The organism is Kineococcus arenarius subsp. arenarius, assembly GCF_050871845.1.
In the GTDB taxonomy this organism is placed as follows: domain Bacteria; phylum Actinomycetota; class Actinomycetes; order Actinomycetales; family Kineococcaceae; genus Kineococcus.
The window spans coordinates 1-17981 of the sequence record NZ_JBJLSE010000082.1 but is presented as its reverse complement, the minus strand read 5'-3'; the positions used below and the strand labels follow the sequence as shown (position 1 = coordinate 17981).

Annotated in this window: 18 protein-coding genes; 16 read left to right on the top strand and 2 right to left on the bottom strand. The window is 74.2% G+C overall.

The features are described 5' to 3' along the window. Window positions 1-26 precede the first annotated feature (26 nt). Together ACRYM0_RS16290 and ACRYM0_RS16285 are read right to left on the bottom strand one after the other, a co-directional pair. The gene (locus ACRYM0_RS16290; protein WP_432506853.1) at window positions 27-548 is read right to left on the bottom strand and encodes a hypothetical protein; all 522 of its coding nucleotides are present in this window, start codon (window positions 546-548) and stop codon (window positions 27-29) included. Further along, on the bottom strand, window positions 545-2908 hold the full coding sequence (locus tag ACRYM0_RS16285) for a coiled-coil domain-containing protein (protein WP_432506852.1): 2364 nt from the start codon (window positions 2906-2908) through the stop codon (window positions 545-547). The genes ACRYM0_RS16290 and ACRYM0_RS16285 overlap by 4 nt, the downstream gene beginning before the upstream one ends. Before the next feature lie 399 nt (window positions 2909-3307). Here ACRYM0_RS16285 and flgB point away from each other — a divergent pair, with 399 nt between their 5' ends. The 16 genes from flgB (at window position 3308) to ACRYM0_RS16205 (ending at window position 17791) form a co-directional block, all read left to right on the top strand. Then, window positions 3308-3658: a flagellar basal body rod protein FlgB gene (gene flgB / locus ACRYM0_RS16280; RefSeq protein ID WP_432506851.1), complete on the top strand. Its 351-nt coding sequence runs from the start codon at window positions 3308-3310 to the stop codon at window positions 3656-3658. A 54-nt stretch (window positions 3659-3712) separates the two neighbouring features. Beyond that, window positions 3713-4108 (top strand): flagellar basal body rod protein FlgC, encoded by a 396-nt coding sequence (locus ACRYM0_RS16275; protein WP_432506849.1) that lies wholly within the window; start codon window positions 3713-3715, stop codon window positions 4106-4108. Between the two features lie 5 nt (window positions 4109-4113). Further along, complete coding sequence (gene fliE, locus ACRYM0_RS16270; protein WP_432506848.1) at window positions 4114-4539, top strand: flagellar hook-basal body complex protein FliE; 426 nt, start codon at window positions 4114-4116, stop codon at window positions 4537-4539. Beyond that, on the top strand, window positions 4539-6137 hold the full coding sequence (gene fliF, locus ACRYM0_RS16265) for a flagellar basal-body MS-ring/collar protein FliF (RefSeq protein ID WP_432506847.1): 1599 nt from the start codon (window positions 4539-4541) through the stop codon (window positions 6135-6137). Before fliE ends, fliF begins: the two co-directional genes overlap by 1 nt. 3 nt (window positions 6138-6140) lie before the next feature. Then, window positions 6141-7166, top strand: a complete 1026-nt coding sequence (fliG, locus tag ACRYM0_RS16260; RefSeq protein WP_432491101.1) for a flagellar motor switch protein FliG — start codon at window positions 6141-6143, stop codon at window positions 7164-7166. After that, complete coding sequence (locus tag ACRYM0_RS16255; protein WP_432506846.1) at window positions 7150-7998, top strand: FliH/SctL family protein; 849 nt, start codon at window positions 7150-7152, stop codon at window positions 7996-7998. Before fliG ends, ACRYM0_RS16255 begins: the two co-directional genes overlap by 17 nt. After that, complete coding sequence (locus ACRYM0_RS16250; protein ID WP_432506844.1) at window positions 7995-9356, top strand: FliI/YscN family ATPase; 1362 nt, start codon at window positions 7995-7997, stop codon at window positions 9354-9356. The genes ACRYM0_RS16255 and ACRYM0_RS16250 overlap by 4 nt, the downstream gene beginning before the upstream one ends. Continuing rightward, window positions 9353-9802 carry a hypothetical protein gene (locus ACRYM0_RS16245; protein WP_432506842.1) on the top strand — a complete coding sequence of 150 codons (450 nt, stop codon included), beginning with the start codon at window positions 9353-9355 and terminating at the stop codon, window positions 9800-9802. Before ACRYM0_RS16250 ends, ACRYM0_RS16245 begins: the two co-directional genes overlap by 4 nt. Further along, on the top strand, window positions 9799-10890 hold the full coding sequence (locus ACRYM0_RS16240) for a transglycosylase SLT domain-containing protein (protein ID WP_432506840.1): 1092 nt from the start codon (window positions 9799-9801) through the stop codon (window positions 10888-10890). Before ACRYM0_RS16245 ends, ACRYM0_RS16240 begins: the two co-directional genes overlap by 4 nt. Then, window positions 10887-12851: a flagellar hook-length control protein FliK gene (locus ACRYM0_RS16235; protein ID WP_432506838.1), complete on the top strand. Its 1965-nt coding sequence runs from the start codon at window positions 10887-10889 to the stop codon at window positions 12849-12851. Before ACRYM0_RS16240 ends, ACRYM0_RS16235 begins: the two co-directional genes overlap by 4 nt. A gap of 87 nt (window positions 12852-12938) precedes the next feature. After that, window positions 12939-13616: a flagellar hook capping FlgD N-terminal domain-containing protein gene (locus ACRYM0_RS16230; RefSeq protein ID WP_432506836.1), complete on the top strand. Its 678-nt coding sequence runs from the start codon at window positions 12939-12941 to the stop codon at window positions 13614-13616. A gap of 51 nt (window positions 13617-13667) precedes the next feature. Then, window positions 13668-14951, top strand: coding sequence for a flagellar hook protein FlgE (locus ACRYM0_RS16225; RefSeq protein WP_432506834.1), 1284 nt, complete (start codon window positions 13668-13670; stop codon window positions 14949-14951). 225 nt (window positions 14952-15176) lie between these two features. Then, a complete protein-coding gene (locus ACRYM0_RS16220; RefSeq protein WP_432506832.1) occupies window positions 15177-15494 on the top strand; it encodes a flagellar FlbD family protein in 318 nt (105 codons plus the stop codon). Between the two features lie 3 nt (window positions 15495-15497). Further along, window positions 15498-16271, top strand: a complete 774-nt coding sequence (locus tag ACRYM0_RS16215) for a motility protein A (protein WP_432506830.1) — start codon at window positions 15498-15500, stop codon at window positions 16269-16271. 1 nt (window position 16272) lies between these two features. Further along, entirely contained in the window at window positions 16273-17292 is a 1020-nt protein-coding gene (locus tag ACRYM0_RS16210) for an OmpA/MotB family protein (RefSeq protein WP_432506828.1), read from the top strand. A 1-nt stretch (window position 17293) separates the two neighbouring features. Then, window positions 17294-17791, top strand: a complete 498-nt coding sequence (locus ACRYM0_RS16205) for a flagellar basal body-associated FliL family protein (RefSeq protein ID WP_432506826.1) — start codon at window positions 17294-17296, stop codon at window positions 17789-17791. The last annotated feature ends 190 nt before the right edge of the window (window positions 17792-17981 follow it).

Sequence of the window (17981 nt, the reverse complement as noted above, 5' to 3'; positions counted from 1 at the left end):
GGGGGGGGGTGGGGGTGGGGGTGGGGTCACTGCTGCAGGAGGTAGACCTCCAGGCGCACCACGCCGGTCTCGGGGGAGGTGGCGTTGACCGCCCGCCAGAAGTCGCGCTTGGCCGAGCCGGCGAACACCGCGCCGGCGGCGGCGTCGAGCTGCGCGTTGACCCGCCGGGCCAGCGCCGTGCCCGCGGCGGGGTCGGACGCCGTGCCGAACGTCAGCACGAACGCCGCCCGGCGGCCCTGCGCCGCCAGCTCGCCGACCGCGCCGGCCACCGCCGCCCGCACCGCCTCGTCCGAGGCGTCGCGCAGCGGCAGCTCCAGCACCACCGGGGCCTGCGCCACCCCGTCGGCCGGGGGAGCGGGCGGGGCGGGCGGCGCCGGTTCCGGGGTCGGCACCGGGGTCGGCTCGGGGGCGACCACCGCGACGGGGGCGGGCGGCTCCGCGCCGGCGCTGACCGCACCACCGGCGGCCAGGCCGATGATCGTCATGGCCAGCAGCGCGTCCGCGAAGACCCAGCCGGCGAAGCTGTGCGAGGTGTCCCGGCGCCTCACGACGACACCCCCTGGTAGCGGCGGGCGAGCGCCGGGCTCAGCGTGCGGGCGGCGACGGCCACGAACTCCTCCTCCGGTTCGGCGTCCGCACCGCGGGCGGGCGGCACCCGGCCGGCGACCCGGGCAGCCGGCGGCGCAGCCGCCTGGCGCTCCGACGGGTAGCCGTCCGAGGGGTAGCCGTTCGCGGCGTAGCGCGCGGCGACCCGCTGCTGCGGCGAGGCGGCCTGCGCCGCCGGGGCGACCCGCGCGGCGGGAGCAGCGGAACGGGCCGCGGTGGGCTGGGCGGGCAGCTGGGCGGTCGGCTGCGCGGCGCGCGCCACGGGCTGGGCGGCCGGGCGCACCGGCCGCCGGACCGGCTGCGGCTCGGCCCTGCGCTGCTGCGCCACCTGCCGCCCCACCTCCCGCTCGACCTGCTGCTCCACCTGCCGCACCGCGTGCTGCACCGCCTGCTGCGCGGCCTCGTGCGCTGCCTGGTGAGCGGCCTCGCGGGCCGCCTCGCGCGCCGCGCGCTGCGCCGCCTGGGAGGCGGCCTGCTGCGGCGCGGCCTCCAGCAGGGCGCCGATGCTGCCGGTCAGCTCCTCCTGCATCATCCGGCTCGCGTCGCGGTAGGCGCGGTTCACCTGCCGCACGTGGTCGTCCTGCGCCATGGCGAGGGTCTCGCGCACGTTCGACGACACCGCCTCCTCCAGCGCCGCCCCGAGGCTGGCCAGCGCCCGGCCGGTGGCGTCGGCGTGCTCGTGCTGCACCGCCTCCAGCCAGCTCGGCACCCCGCGCATGTCGCGCGCGGCGGCGTCCAGGCGGGCCTCGACCCCGCGCCAGGTGTCCAGCACGGCGTTCTGCGCCTCCAGCAGGGCCGCCATCCGCTCGTCGTGGCGCAGCCGGCGCTGCTGCTCGTCGGCGGCGTCGTCCAGCCCACGCACCGCCGCGCCCAGGGCGCGCTCGGCGGCCTCGGAGGTGCGCTGCACGTCCGCGCGCAGCGTCTCCATCGTCCGCGCCGCCTGCGCCGCGGAGGCCGCGACGTGCTCGCTGAACGCGTCGCCGGTGACCGCGGTGACCTTCTCGATCGAGTCCAGCACGGTGCCCTGCAGGCGCTCCACGTGCGCGGCGGCCGTGCGGGTCAGTTCCGTGGTGACCTCCGCGGAGGCGGTGGAGATCTTCTCCACCGACTCGCGGGCGGTGGTGCTCAGGGCCTGCAGGTGGCCGGTGACCTGCTCGCCGAAGTCGGCGCTGTGCTTGCTCATCTCGCGCGCCGAGGCGGCCAGGTCGGCCATGGCGGCACGGGTCTCGGTGGACAGCAGCGTCACCGAGGAGGTGACGCCCTCCACCGCGCCCAGGACCCGGTCGCGGCTCTCGAAGCTCTCGCGCAGCGCCTCGGCGCTGGCCTTCTCCAGCTGGCCCAGCGAGCGTTCCAGGCGGTCGGTGGAATCGCGCAGCGCCGCGCTGTGCTGGGCGCGGTCGGCGGCGATCTGCTCGCGGTGGTTGCCCATCGCCTCGGTGACCGCGGACTCCAGGCGGGTCGCCGCCTCGGCGACGCGCTCACCGCCGGTGCTGGCCGCGCCGGCCGCCTCGATCGCGGTGGAGCTCGCGGCGCGCACGTGGGTGACCAGGTCGCTGGTGTCGGCGTGCAGGCGGATCGTCTCGGCGACCAGGCGCCCCAGCTCGGTCAGGCCGCGCTCGAAGTGCGCGCCCAGCTGCTCGGCGGCGTTGCTGCGGTGCGGGGCCAGGGCCAGGGTGGTGCGCGAGGCCAGCGCGCGCAGGCGGTGCCGGTGCGCGGCGTCGGCCGCGGCGGTCGCCTCGTCGTCGGCGCGGTGGCGGCGGTCGGTGGCGACGCTGACCGCGATGGCCGCGGCGATGAGCGCCACGGCGATCTCGGCGACGCGGTCCAGGGAGAAGAAGGTGCGTCCGCCGAAGCCGTCCAGCCACAGCTGCAGGAACGACAGGCCCTCCTCGGCCTCACCGGCGGCGGTCATGCGCCCGTAGGCGCGCCCGGCGAACAGCAGGCCCGCCCACGTGACCATGACGGGCGCGAAGACCAGCACGGTGCGCAGCGCGCCGGAGCGCAGCAGGCTGCGCCGCTCGCGCGCCGGGGCGCCGGGGCCGTCGACGTCCAGGACGGCGAACAGGTCGCAGTCGGCCCAGCGGCCCAGGTCGTCCTGCGCGCGCAGCGCGCCCTCCAGGGCGCGCAGGGTGCCGGCGCGGTGCTCCTGCTCCTCCTGCTCGGCGAGCGCGGCCACCTCCCCGGCCAGGTGCAGCAGGCCCTCGTCGAGGACGTGCGCGGGGGCGTGGGCGCCGGTGCCGGGGGCGGTGCCGGGCACGGCGGGCGACTGCTGCGGTGCCGGCTGGTCGTCGATGAGCGTCATGTCCTGCCTCAGGGTGGCTGACGGGGTGGTCGGCGCTCGCCGCGCTCGGCGGCGGGTCGATCGCTGCCCTCTTCTCGACGCACCCGGCGCACGGCTTGAGCACGCCGGGCGCACCGGCTGCTCCGCCCGGGCGGGGGAGGGTGCAGCGGCCTCGCCCGGTCGGGTTCGACGGCGCCCACGGGCGGTGACCGGCCGGCTCAGGGCTCGGCCGAACGGGTGGTGCTGGCGCGGATCGGCCCGGGAACCGGCCCCGGCGGGCCCCGCGCGCTCAAGGGGGTCGCCCGGTGGGCCGATTGAGTGCTCGGGTGCAGGAAGCACCGACAACCGGGCCAGGACGGCCACGTACGAGTTCAACGCCCCGGGCGGCAGGTGCGCCGGGGCCCGTCGAAGGGTGGTCCTGTGGCCGATCTCACCAGCGTCGCGCTGCACACAGCGCTGGACGGTCTGCAGGCGCGTCAGCGGGCCATCGCCGACAACATCGCCAACATCAACACCCCCGGCTACCTCGCCAACAAGGTCTCCTTCGAGGCCTCCCTGTCCCGGGCGGTCTCCTCCGGCGACGCCCGCGCCGCCGCGACCTCCGGCATCAGCACCGCCAAGTCGCTGGAGCCCACCCGCGAGGACGGCAACAACGTCAACCTCGACGAGGAGACGATCTCCAACATCTCCACCGGGTTGAGCTACCAGACGGCGCTGTCGGCGCTGAACTCCAAGTACACCCTGCTGCGCACCGCCATGGGCCGCGCCTGATGGCGCGCCCGGTCCGCCGCCCCGTGACCACCACCTGATCCGGAGCCCCGAACCATGAGCATCTTCGACGCGATCGGCATCGCCGGCACCGGCGTCACGGTGAACCGCAAGTGGATGGACGCCGTCAGCGACAACCTGGCCAACATCAACACCGCCACGCGCACCGACGAGGACGCGTTCGCCGCGCGCTACGTCGTGGCCACCGAGGCCGGTGACGGCAAGGGCACCCAGGTCGCCGGCATCCTCACCGGCAGCCCCGAGGGCCGCATGGTCCACGAGCCGGACAACCCGCTGGCCGACGAGAACGGGTACGTGAAGTACCCCGACATCGACATGAGCACGCAGATGACCAGCCTGATGATGGCGCAGCGCGCCTACCAGGCGAACCTGCAGACCATCACCGCGGCCAAGGACGCGTACCAGTCCGCCCTGCAGCTCGGGAAGGGGTGAGCGCGGTGAGCATCGAGTCGATCGGCGCCATCGGCAGCTCCCTCGGCACCCAGGCGGTCGGCTGGGGGCAGGGCCTGGAGAACACGGACAACGCCCAGATGACCCGCGGGGTCACCACCGGCGAGCAGACCATCACCGGCACCACGGGCATCGCAAACCTCGCCGGTGTCACCGGCACCACGGGCACCGGGGCGGTGGGCGACGCCTCCGGCACCGACTTCGCCACGCTGCTGTCCGGTGGCCTGGACAAGCTCCAGTCGGTGCAGTCGAACGCCGATGACCTGGCTGTGCGGGCCGCCACCGGCGACCTGACGAACGTGCACGACTACATGATCGCCAGCAACGAGGCGCAGCTGGCGACCCAGCTGACCGTGGCGGTCCGTGACAAGGCCGTCGAGGCGTTCAACGAGATCATGAGGATGCAGATCTGATGGCGAAGAGCAAGGGGCCCGCGGCGATCGTCGACGGCGCCAAGCGCTTCGGAGAGGGTTTCAAGACCTTCTCCGCCGGCCAGAAGGCCGTCGTCATCGCGGTCCTCGTCGCCCTCGTCGCCGGCGGGCTGGCGTTCTCCCGCTGGGCGGCCACGCCGACCTACGCGCCGTTGTTCTCCAACCTCTCGGGGACCGACGCCAGCGCCATCGTCGAGAAGCTGAAGGCCGACGGCGTGGCCTACGAGCTCGCCGACGGCGGCACCACGATCATGGTGCCGCAGGAGGTCGTCTACGACGAGCGCCTGGCCATGTCCGGCGAGGGCCTGCCCGCGGACACCGAGTCCGGCTACTCCCTGCTGGAGCAGTCCGGGGTGACCACCTCGGAGTTCGTGCAGCAGAAGGCGTACCAGCAGGACCTGTCCAACGAGCTGGAGCAGACGATCCAGTCCATCGACGGCGTCAGCTCCGCCGTCGTGAACCTGGCCATCCCGCAGAAGGACGTCTTCCTCGACGACCAGGACCCCACCACCGCCTCGGTGCTCGTCAAGCTCAAGCCCGGCGAGCAGCTCTCCAGCGACCAGGTCACCTCCGTGGTCAACCTCGTCGCCGGCGGCGTGGAGGGCATGGATCCCGCCAACGTCTCCGTCGTGGACGACAAGGGCCGCACCCTGTCCGCCGACGACTCCGGCAGCTCCGCGCAGCAGGAGAAGACCAGCGACTACAACGCCGCCCAGGGCGCGAACCTGCAGCAGATGCTGGAGAGCGTCCTCGGCGAGGGCAACGTCAAGGCCACCGTCAACGCGACGCTGAACTTCGACGACACCACCCGCAACTCCCTGGTGTACGAGCAGCCGGAGGAGATCGCCCCCCTGGTCAGCAGCACCGACGTCGAGACGTACACCGGCGGCGCTGCCGGCGCAGCCACCGGCGTGCTGGGCCCGGACAACATCCAGGTCCCCGCCGACGACGCTGCCGCCAGCGCGTACGAGAAGAGCTCCGAGACCCTCAACAACTCGATCAACCGCATCGAGACCACGACCAAGGAAGCCCCCGGGCAGGTCGAGCGCCAGTCCGTCGCCGTCGTCATCGACGCCGGCAACGCCGGTGCCGCCGACGTCAACGCGATCACCCAGCTCGTCACCCAGGCCGCCGGCCTGGACCCCGCCCGCGGCGACACCGTCACCGTGCAGAAGATCGCCTTCGACACCGGTGCCGCCGACGCGGCCGCCGAGGCCCTGGCGGCCGAGCAGGCGCAGGAGGAGCGCGACGCCCTCATCGGCTACGCCAAGACCGGCGCACTCGCCCTGCTGGTCCTGATCATGCTGATCGTGGTCCTGCTGGCCTTCCGCCGCCGCAAGGTGGAGACCGTGGACGTCCTGGACGTCGGTCCCATCGAGCTGGGCGACATCACCGCCGACGACGACCTCAAGGCGCTCGACGCACCTGCCGAACGTCCAGTGGCGCTCGAAGCGGCACCCGTCGACCCGGCCCTGGAGGCCGCAGCGGCCCGCCGCACCGAGGTCGTCGAACTCGTCTCCCGCCAGCCCGAGGAGGTCGCGGAACTGCTCCGCGGCTGGCTCGCCGATCGGAGGTCCTGAGCCGTGACGTCCACCGAGCTCGAGGTCGCGCCCCTCACCGGGGCGCAGAAGGCCGCAGTCCTGCTCGTGCAGGTCGGCCAGGAGAACGCCGCCAAGGTGCTCTCCCTCATGCGCCCGGCCGAGATCGAGGAGCTGACCGCCGAGATCCTGCGGCTGCGCTCGGTGTCCCCCGAGGTCGCCGGCGTGGTCCTCGAGGAGTTCCACTCGATGATCGCCGCGCCGCTGCGCGGCGGCGCCGGCGGCATGGACTTCGCCCAGGCCCTGCTCGAGGGCGCACTGGGCGCCGACGGCGCGGCCGAGGTCCTCGGCCGCGTCGCCGAGTCCCAGGTCGTGCAGCCCTTCCAGTTCCTGCACCAGGCCGACCCGCAGCAGATCCTCACCTTCCTCACCGGTGAACACCCCCAGACCATCGCCCTGGTCGTGGCGCACCTGCGCCCCGACCAGTCCTCGATGATCCTGGGCGGGCTGTCCCCGGAGATGCAGGCCGACATCGCCTACCGCATCGCCACGATGGAGGCCACCAGCACCGAGTACGTGCGCCTCATCGAGGACGTCGTCCAGCGCCGCACCTCCACCGTCCTGCAGGCCAAGCAGAACACCGCCGTCGGCGGCGTGCAGCCCCTGGTGGACATCATCAACCGCGCCGACCGCGGCACCGAGCGCAGCATCCTGGAGGGCCTGGCCGCCAAGGACGCCCCGCTGGCCGAGGAGATCCGCGCGCTCATGTTCGTCTTCGAGGACATCACCACCCTCGACGACCGCGCCATCCAGCTCGTGCTGCGCGGTGTCGAGACGGCCGACCTGGCCACCGCCCTCAAGGGTGTCAAGGACTCGGTGCGCGACAAGATCCTGCGCAACGTCTCCGAGCGCGCCCGCGAGAACCTCATGGACGAGATCGAGATGCTCGGGCCCGTCCGCACCTCCGCCGTGGAGGAGTCGCAGCAGAAGGTCGTGCAGGTCATCCGCCAGCTGGAGGAGTCCGGCCAGATCGTGCTGACGCGCGGCGGTGACGATGACTTCGTGGCCTGAGGCCCGCACCGGCACCACCCGGGCCTTCCGTCCCGCGGACACCTCCCCGTCCAGCGGCCCGCGCCCGTTCGTCACCGCCCCCGGCGGTGGCGGCGCCTCGCAGCCGCGGGAGTTCACCGGCATGCGGCTGCCGCGCAGCGCGGCGGACACCGAGGCCCTGCGCGCCGAGCGCGAAGCGGCCCGGACCGCCGGCTGGGCGGCCGGCTGGGCCGCCGGCATGCGGCAGGCCGCCGAGGAGGCCGCCGCGGACCGCCTGGCCGCCCGCCAGGCGGCCCAGGAGGCGGCCCGCGCCCACGCGGCGCAGCAGGCCGCCGCCCTGGCGCGCGCGGAGTCGGCCGTGCGGCAGGCCGCCGACGCGATCAGCGCGCAGCGCCTGCCCGCCGTGGCGGCCCTGGCCGACACGGTGCTCGAGCTCGCCCTGGAACTGGCCGGCGCCGTGCTGGACCGCGAGGTCTCCCTCATGGCCTCCCCGGTCCACGAGGCCGTGCGCCGCGCCCTGCGCCCCCTGGACGACGAGCGCCACGTCACGGTGCGCGTGCACCCCGACGACCTGGACGCCCTGACGGGTGACGGCCGGACGAGTGGAGACGCGGCGGGGGCGGCGCTCAAGGGCGGCCCCGGCGCCGCCGATGCAGGACGCGTGAGCTTCCTGCCCGACCCCACCGTCTCCCCGGGTGACGCGATCGCCCGGCAGGGCGACACCGACGTGGACGCCGGCCTGCGCGCCAGCGTCGCACGCGCCCTCGAGGCCCTGGTCTCGCCCGACGCGCTGGCCGGTGCTCCGGCGGCCGGGGGCGCCGGGAGCGCCGAGGTGACCGGGCAGCGCGCGTGAGCGCGCCCCTGGTCTCCTCGGCCCTGGCCGACGGCGTGCGCGACCTGCTGCGCCCGCAGTTGCGCCGCGCCGCCGAGGCCGCCCGCCCGCTCGTGCGCGGCCGGGTCAGCTCCATCGTCGGGCTGTCGGTGGAGGTCTCCGGCTTGGAGGCCGCCGTCGGCGAGACCGTCGTGCTCGGCGAGGGCCGCACCGCCGTGCCCGCCGAGGTCGTGGCCGCCGAGGCCGGGCGCCTGCGCTGCCTGCCCCTGGGGCACCTGACCGGCCTGGGCACCGGCGCGCCCGTGGTGGCGACCCACCGCGCACCCACCGTCCCGGTGGGCGCGGCGCTGCTGGGCCGCGTCGTGGACGCCCTGGGCAACCCCCTGGACGGCGGCGAGCCCCTGCACGCCGCCCCGCGCACCCCCCTGCACGCCGCCCCGCCGCCCGCCCTGCAGCGCCAGCGCGTGAACCAGCCCCTCGGGCTGGGCGTGCGGGCCCTGGACACCCTGGTGCCCGCCGGGCGCGGGCAGCGCTTCGGCATCTTCGCCGGCTCCGGCGTCGGCAAGTCCTCGCTGCTGTCGATGATCGCCCGCGGGACCTCCGCGGACGTGTCCGTGCTCGCCCTGGTCGGCGAGCGCGGCCGGGAGGTCCGCGAGTTCCTCGAGGACGACCTGGGCCCGGAGGGCCTGGCCCGCTCCGTCGTCGTCGTCGCCACCAGCGACGAGGCGCCCGTGGTGCGCCTGCGCGCGGCGTTCACCGCGACCGCGATCGCCGAGTCCTTCCGCGACGGCGGCGCCGACTGCGTGCTGATGATGGACTCCCTCTCGCGCACCGCGATGGCCCAGCGCGAGGTCGGTCTGGCCGTCGGCGAGCCGCCCGCCACCCGCGGCTACCCGCCGAGCGTGTTCGCGCTGCTGCCGCGGCTGCTGGAGCGCGCCGGTCCCGGCGTGGTCGGCTCCATCACCGGCATCTACACGGTGCTGGTGGACGGCGACGACCACAACGAGCCCATCGCCGACGCCGCCCGCTCCATCCTGGACGGCCACGTCGTGCTGGACCGCCGCCTGGCCACCGCCGGGCACTTCCCGACCATCGACGTGCTGGAGTCCGTCTCCCGCGTCGCCGGCCGGGTCACCACGCCCGAGCAGCGCGCCCAGGCCACCGCGCTGCGGCGGGTGCTGGCCGCCCACCGCGACGCCAAGGAGCTCATCGAGGTCGGCGCCTACCAGCCCGGCGCCAACCCCGAGGTCGACGCCGCGGTCGCCGGCCTGCCCGCCATCAACGCGTTCCTGCGCCAGGACATCCACGACATCACGCCCGCCCCCGAGGCGTGGGCGCGCCTGGCGCAACTGGTCGCCACCCTCGGCGGTGCCCGGTGAGCGCCAAGGCGATCCTCGCGCTGCTGAAGCTGCGCAAGGTCCAGCAGGACGAGGCCAAGGGCGAGCTGGCCGCCGCCAACGCCGTCCTGCGCCGCGAGCAGCAGCGCGCCGCCCGCGTGCGCCGCGACCTGGGCGATGCCCACCTGAGCGACGAGACGATGGCCGCCTGGACCGCCTCCGTCGCCCGCCGCGCGGCCCTGGTCTCCGACCTGGACGCCACCCGCGCGCTCACCCGGCGCCTGGAGATGGACGTCACCGTGAAACAGGCCGCCTGGGCGCGCGCCCGCCGCGCCGAGCGCTCCCTGGAGCGCGTCGTGGAGCGCCACGAACTGGCCCAGGAGAAGGCGGCCCTGGCCGCCGACCAGCGCGCCCTGGACGACCGCACGGTCGCCGAGTTCGCCGCCCGCGCCCGCCGGCGCGCCGAGATCGAGGGGAGGACGCCGTGAGCGGCATCGCCGAGGTGCAGGCCCGCATCGCCGACATCGAGTCCCGCATCGCCGCCTTCAACGGCGGCCTCGGGCAGTCCGCGCAGGTCCTGACCGCCGCCCCGGCGGCCTCGTCCACCACGTCTGCCACGTCCGCAACGCCCGGCACGCAGTTCGCCGACCTGATGGCCGGCGGCACCGTCACCCGCGGCACCCGCACCGTGAACGCCGCGTGGGGAGCCGCGGGAGGCACCGCCGCCGGGGGCACCACGGGGGAGCAGCTGCTCGCCGTGGCGAAGCAGCACCTCGGCGTCCCCTACAAGTGGGGAGGGACCACCCCCGACGGGTTCGACTGCTCCGGGATCATCCAGTACGCCGGCAAGCAGATCGGGATCTCCCTGCCCCGCACCGCCGCCCAGCAGGCGAAGGTCGGCACCGAGGTGCCCAGCCTGGCGCAGGCGAAGGCCGGCGACCTCGTCGTCCTCGAGGGCGGCTCCCACATCGGCATCTACGTCGGCGACGGCAAGATGCTCCACGCACCCAAGACGGGGGACGTCGTGAAGATCTCCAAGGTCTGGGAAACCCCCATGACGATCCGCAGGCTGGGCACCACCGCCGCGACGACGGCCGCCGCCGGCCTGGCCGCCGCCGCGCTGGTCACCGGCACCGCCGGCGCCGGAGCCACCAGCAGCGCCGCCTACGTGCGGCCCGCGTCCCTGTCGACGTCGAAGTCCGCCCCCTACGACGCCGCCTTCACCGCCGCCGAGGGCAGGTACGGCCTGCCCGCCGGCCTGCTGTCCGCCGTGGCCAAGCAGGAATCGGGCTACAACCCCGAGGCCAAGAGCCCCGCCGGTGCCATCGGGCTGATGCAGTTCATGCCCGGCACCGCCCGGGACGTCGGCATCGACCCCACGGACCCGATGCAGGCCATCGACGGCGCCGGCAAGCTCCTCGCCTCCCACCTGAAGACCTTCGGGTCGCTGGAGAAGGCGCTGGCCGCCTACAACGCCGGCCCGGGCAACGTGCGCAAGTACGGCGGCATCCCGCCGTTCACGGAGACGCAGAACTACGTCAAGAAGATCATGGCCAACCTCGGGAGCGCCGCGTGAGCACGCAGACCATCTCCACGCTGACCGGCACCGGCCCGGTGCCCGCCCGCGAGGACCGCCGCGGCAGCGCCGCCGGCGGCGCCGAGTTCGCCCGCTCCTTCGACCGCGCCGTCGACGACCTCGACCAGCGCGCTGCGGAAGCCCCGGAGCGCCGCGCGCCCGAGCGCCGCACCCCCGAGCGCGACCGCGGGACCGACCTCGCCGCCGACCGTGCCGCCGACCGTGCCGCCGACCGGCCGGCCGGCCGGTCCAGCGAGCGCGGAGCGGACGACGCCCGGCGCCGCGCCGAGCCGCTGCGCCGCGAGCACCACCGCCCCGAGGCCCTGCGCCGCCCGGTCGAGCGCCGGCGCGCGGAGGCCGTGGACGCGCAGCGCGACGCGGATCCGGCCGCTGAGCCCGTCGAGGCGGGCGCGGAGGCCGTGACCGGGGGGACCGGTGCCGCCGGCACGACCGCCGGGGACGCCGCGACACCGCAGGGGACCGGTGCTCCGCAGGAGGCCGTCGTCGTCGACCCCGCACTGCTCGGCCTGCCGACGCCCGCTGCGCTCCCGCTGAGCGCACCGGTCGCGGTGTCGGCGAGCGCGGTGCCCGCGGGAGCCGTGCCGGCGGGTGCGGGCCAGACCGCCGCTGCCGCCTCCGCTGCACCCTCGTCCCCTGCCGGGGTGCCTGCTCCGGTGACCGCCACCGCGGCACCGGCCGGCAGCGTGCCCGACCCGGCCGCACCGACCCTCGCCGCCGGCGACCCCGACCCCTCGGCCCCGACCGCCACGTCCACCGCACCGGTCGCTCCCGCCAGCACCGCCACGACCGCCGCCACGGGCGCGAACGCCGCGACGGCGGGCGGTGCTCCCGCGGGCGGTGCTCCCGCGGGGACGGCCGCCGCCGCTGTGCCGGCCACGGCCGCCGCTGCGCCGGCCACCGCACCGGTCGATGCGAGCGTCACCACGGCGCAGTCGCCCTCCGCGGCTCCGGCTCCCGCTGCTGCTGCGGCCGTCCTGGCGACCGCCGCGCTGCGACCCGCCGCCCTCAACGGGCAGGGCGCTGCGTCGCCGGTGACCACCGCACCCGCCGGCGAGGCGGCCGGTGCCGCCGCCCCGGCGCCGGGCGCCCCGGCGGTCGGGGCGACGCTGCCGACCGCAGCCGGGCAGGGCGCTACTGGCGGCGGCACCGGTCAACCCGGTGGTCAGCCCGGTGGTCAGCCCGGCGGTCAGCCGGGCGGTCAGCCGGGTGCGGCGCTGACCGCGCCGCGGCCGGAGGCGGCCGCGGCGTCGTCCCCGGCGAGCGCCCCGCAGCCGGTGGTCCCGGTCGCCGGCGCCGGTGCGCCGCAGCCCGCGACCGCACCCACCGGTGCGCCCGTGCCCGCGCCGGTGGCGCAGGACGTCCCCGCCGTGCCGGGCGGCCAGGTGACCGCCCCGGTCACCGGCACCGCCACCGCGACCGGTGCCGCGCCCGCCGTGGCGACCACCTCGACGCCGCCCGCGCCGCTGCCGCTGACGAACCCGATCGCCTTCGCCCAGGGCCTCAGCGCCCGCCTGGAGAAGCTGCCCGCCGCCACCGACGCCGTGCACCGCATGTCGGTGGAGGTGAACCCGCTCGGTCTCGGTCCGGTGCAGGTCAGCGCCGAGGTGCTCGACGGCGCCCTGAGCGTGCAGCTCACCGGCGCCTCCGACGCCGCGCGCCACGCGCTGCGCCAGGCCGTCGGCGACCTGCAGCGCGAACTGGCCGGCACGTCCTTCACCTCCACCACCGTCGAGGTGCGTGCCGACTCCGGCAGCGCGCAGCAGCGGCAGGGGAGCGAACCGCAGTTCGGCGGCCAGGGCGGCAACCGCTCGGGCGCCGGGCAGCAGCAGGGTTCCGGCACCCCCGGTCGCCGCGGCGCGCTCTTCGGTGCCGACGAGCCCCGCTCGGTGCGCCAGGCGGCTGCGGCCGCCGCCGAGGGCCGACTGGACCTGCGCGTCTGAGCGGGTGCACCCGGGCACTTCACCCCGGGGACCTGTGAACAGCCCGGACGGGCTACAGACCGCCACCCGAACGACCGAAGGAGGAGCATGACCATCGATGCGGCCAGTGGGGCGAACCCCTACGCGTCCCTGATCGCCAACTCCGACGCCCTGACGCAGACGGAGTCGGCGAAGAACGCCGGGAAGTCCGACACCAGCGCGAAGGCGGTGGACAAGACCGCCGAGGACAAGGACACCTTCCTCAAGCTGCTGGTCGCCCAGCTGCGCTACCAGGACCCGTCCAAGCCGGTCGACTCGACGCAGTTCATCGCGCAGACCGCCCAGTTCTCCTCGCTGGAAGCCATGCAGGACATGGCGAAGAGCTACACCCAGATGCTCTCCGCCCAGGACAAGCTGCAGGCCAGCGCCCTGATCGGCCAGACGGTGTCGTACACGGGCACCGACGGCACCACGGTCACCGGGGTCGTGCGCTCCGCGTCGTTCACCACGTCCTCGGTCGGCGGCACCGGCGGTGAGCCGGTCCTCGACGTCAACGGCACCAAGGTCGTCCTGTCGAAGGTGACCGCCTTCGGAGACACGAGCACCACCTCGACGACCACGCCGGTGACCACGACCGCACCCGCGACCGCGTCCACGACCGCACCCGCGACCACGCCCGCGACCGAGTCGTCGACCCCGGCGACCGACGCCGCGACCGAGTCGCCGACCCCGGCGGCCGGCACGTCGGACACCACCGAGCCGGACCCGTCCGCGGCGTCCGCCTGACCCCCTGACCGCTCCTCCCGTTCCCGTTCAGCCCTTCGAAAGGTCTGCACCATGCTCCGTTCCATGTTCTCCGGCGTCAGCGGCCTGCGCTCGCACCAGACGATGATGGACGTCGTCGGCAACAACATCGCCAACGTCAACACCACCGGTTACAAGAGCTCCAACGTCGTCTTCGCCGACACGCTGTCGCAGCTGACCAAGGCCGCCGGTGCTCCCACCGACGTCACCGGTGGTACCAACCCGTCGCAGGTCGGCCTGGGGGTCCGCGTCGACGCCATCACCCAGAACATGACGCAGGGCTCGGCGCAGGCGACCGGGAAGTCCACCGACCTCATGCTCAGCGGCGACGGCATGTTCGCCGTCCAGCAGGGCGACGGTGTCTTCTACACCCGCAACGGCTCCTTCACCCTCGACGCTGAAGGTTCCGTGGTGACCAACGCCGGCGCTTACGTGATGGGCTGGCGCCCGGACGCCAACGGCAACATCAACACCAACGGGCAGACCGAGAAGCTTGTCATCCCGGCCGACACCGTCATGGGGGCCGAGGCGACGACCACGGCCGCGGTCAAGGGCAACCTCGACAAGACGTCCACGGGTGCTGACACCACGGGCGTCATCACCTCCTTCAAGGCCTACGACGAGCAGGGCACGGCCAAGACCGTGTATCTGAAGTTCGTCAACGATACGGGCACCGACAAGTGGACCGTCTGGGCGGCGACCGACCCCAACGCGACGGAGTGGACGGAGGCAGGGACGTTCGACTTCGACAAGAACGACGCCACCGCCACGACGCCCGCGACCGTCAAGGGGGAAAAGGCCACGGCCCAGGAAAGTTCCAACCCCGCCGACGACGTGGTGGTCCCCGCCGCCGTCACCGGATTCGCCGGTGCCATCACCGTCGACCTCGCTTCGCTCACCGGTTACGTCGGCACCACCGCCAAGAGCAACGTCGAGACCGACCCCAACGGGGCGCCCATCGGCACGCTCATGAGCTACTCGTTCGGCACCGACGGCGTCATCACCGGGTCGTACTCCAACGGGTACAAGCAGACCCTCGGCCAGGTCGCCATCGCGACGTTCAACAACGCCGCGGGCCTGGTCAAGGAGGGCAACTCCCTCTACAGCGTGTCGACGAACTCCGGCAACCCCGTCTTCGGCATCGCCGGGGACGCCGGCCGCGGCGCCATCCTCGCCGGCAGCCTGGAGATGTCGAACGTCGACCTGTCGGCGGAGTTCACCAGCCTGATCCTCGCCCAGCGCGGTTTCCAGGCGAACTCCCGCATCATCTCCACCTCCGACGAGATCCTCCAGGAGCTCGTCAACCTCAAGCGCTGATCCTCCTAGCGCTGTCGATCGACGCCCTCCCGGGCCGCGTGGTGCGCGGCCCGGGAGGGCGTCTCTCGTTGCCCCCCAGTGACTCTGCGTGTACCTCAGTAGTGCCGTTAGCACGAACGGGTGCATGAGGCAACCCCCACTCAGGTCCCGCCCCACCGCGCCGATGGTAACGGTGAAGCCGGCCCAGGGAAGGGCCCCGACTCCAACCCCAAGGACGGAAAGCCCGTGATCCTCGTGACCCGCCTCAACGGGTCGGTGTTCGCCGTGAACCCCGACCTGATCCAGCGCGTCGAAGCGACGCCCGACACGGTCATCACGCTCGTCGACGGCGCGAAGTTCATCGTCACCGAGCCGCTGGGCGAGGTCGTCGAGCGCGTCATGGCGTTCCGGGCCCGCGTGGTCGCCACCGCGCACTCCCTGGAGGAGACGGGGACCGCCGACGTCCTCGAGCTGCCGGCGCACCCCCACATCGACACCACCACCGCGAGCGACGCGGACGGCGAACTGCCGGCACCGGTCCCGCTGCACCGCAGGAGGCCGTGAGCCATGGACTTCGCAACCATCGGTGGCCTCATCGTCGCCGTAGCCGCCGTTCTGTGGACGCAGAACCACGAGGGCGGCTCGCTCACCGACATCCTCCTGCCCGGCCCGCTCGTCCTCGTGATCGGCGGAACGATCGCCGTGGGTTTCATGGGCGGCATCCTCAAGGACGGGCTCGGCGCGTTCAAGCAGCTGCAGAAGGCTTTCCTCGGCAAGCCGAAGAATGCGGGCGAGACCGTCGGTGTCATCGTGCAGATGGCCGAGCGCGCCCGCCGAGAGGGCCTGCTGGCCCTCGAGGACGCCATCAAGGCCGTGGACGACGAGTTCCTGCGCGACGGCCTGCAGACGGCCATCGACGGCACCGACCCCGACGAGCTCTACGAGATCCTCACCGCGCAGATCCAGGCCAAAAAGGCCGCCGACAAGCAGGCCGCGAAGATCTTCGGCGACATGGGCGGCTACGCACCCAGCGTCGGCATCTGCGGCACGGTCATCTCCCTCACCGTCGTGCTGGCCAACCTTTCCGACGCCGCAGCCCTCGGCCCGATGATCGCCGGCGCGTTCGTCGCGACCTTCTGGGGCGTGGCCAGTGCGAACCTCTTGTACCTGCCCATCCAGAGCCGTCTGGTGCGCCTGTCCGGCCTGGAGGCCGCGCAGATGGAGCTGGTCGTCGAGGGCATCCTCGCCATCCAGGCCGGCTCCAACCCGCGTTCGGTCGCCAAGAAGCTCGAGAGCCTGCTGCCTCCTGGCACCGCCATCCCGGACAAGAAGGCGGCCTGACGTGACCTCCTCTGCGCACAAGCGGCGCCACAAGCACGAGGAGCACGAGGAGCACGTCAACCACGAGCGCTGGCTGGTCGCCTACGCCGACATGCTGACCGTCCTCATGGCGCTGTTCATCGTCCTGTTCGCCCTCAGCCAGATCGACCAGCTGAAGTTCGCCCAGTTCAAGGAGGGCTTCAACGAGGGCACCTCGTCCTCGAACCTCGTCCTGAGCGGCAACGAGGGCATCAACGACATCGACAACGGTGCCGACCCGGTCAACATCGCCGTCATGGCCGGCGCCGACCCGATGCAGGCCCCGAACACCGAGGAGATCATCGCCGAGGCCCGCACCGCTCAGGAGACCGCCGAGTCGGCCGGTCACCTGGCCGCCGCGCGGGCCGAGGTCGACGACTACCGCGAGATCATCGAGCGGATCGACGCCGCGCTGGCGCCGCAGGGCCACCAGGACCAGGTGACGTACCGCATCACCTCCGACGGCCTCGTCGTCGGCCTCGTCGCCGACAACGTCTTCTTCGCCAACGCCAGCGCCGACGTCGAGCAGGTCGGCCTGCAGGTCCTGGACGCCATCGGCCCGATCCTGGGCGCCCTGCCCAACGACGTGGTCGTCCAGGGGCACACCAACTCCCTGCCCCTGAGCTCCACGGTCCGCTACCGCGACAACTGGGACCTGTCCACGTCGCGGGCCAACAGCGTGGTCACCCGGTTCATCGGCGTGCACCGCCTGCCCGCCGAGCGCCTCACCTCCACCGGGTACGGGCAGACCCGCCCGCTGTACCCCGACAGCGACGACCGCGCGCTGGCCGGCAACCGCCGCGTCGACCTCGTCGTGGCCTCGCCGTCCTCCGAGGCCGTCAAGGCCCTGCTGCCGCAGGTCGCCGAGGCGGTCCCCACGGACGGTCCCGCCGAGCTGAGCACGCCCGCCACCGAGACGGCCGCCGAGACCGCCGGCCACGACACCACCACCACCGAGACCAGCACCGCGACGACCACCTCGACCACGACGGGAGGCCACTGACATGGCCGGCAAGAAGGACGGCGACACCGCCGAGGCCGCCCCCGGCGGCAAGAAGAAGCTCATCATCGTCGCCGTCCTCGGCGCGGTGCTGCTGGCCGGCGGGACCGGCGGCGGGGTGTTCCTGCTGACCCAGGGCGACACCGCCGCCGCGGCCGAGACCGAGGAGCACCTGGAGCCCGGCGACGTCACCACGCTGGACGCCATCAGCCTCAACCTCGCCGACGGGCACTACCTCAAGCTCGGCCTGGCCCTGCAGGCCGTGGCCAGCGAGGGCGGCGGGCACGGCACCTCCACCACCCTGGACGGCAGCAAGGCCCTGGACCTGGCCATCGCCGAGTTCAGCGGCCTGTCCATGACGGACCTGTCCAACGCCGAGCAGCGCCAGCACTACAAGGAGACGCTGCAGGAGAAGATCATCGAGGCCTACGTCACCGAGACCGAGGGCGTGGAGCACAAGGAGGTCATGGGGATCTACTTCACCCAGTTCGTCATGCAGTGACGAGCGGGTGCATCACCCCCTCCCCACCGCGCAGGGCGCGGCAGGCCACGCCTGCCGCGCCCTGCGCGCGTCCGGTCCCTCCCCCTGGGGGGGGGGGGGGGGGGGGGGGGGGGGGGGGGGGGGGGGGGGGGGGGGGGGGGGGGGGGGGGGGGGGGGGGGGGGGGGGGGGGGGGGGGGGGGGGGGGGGGGG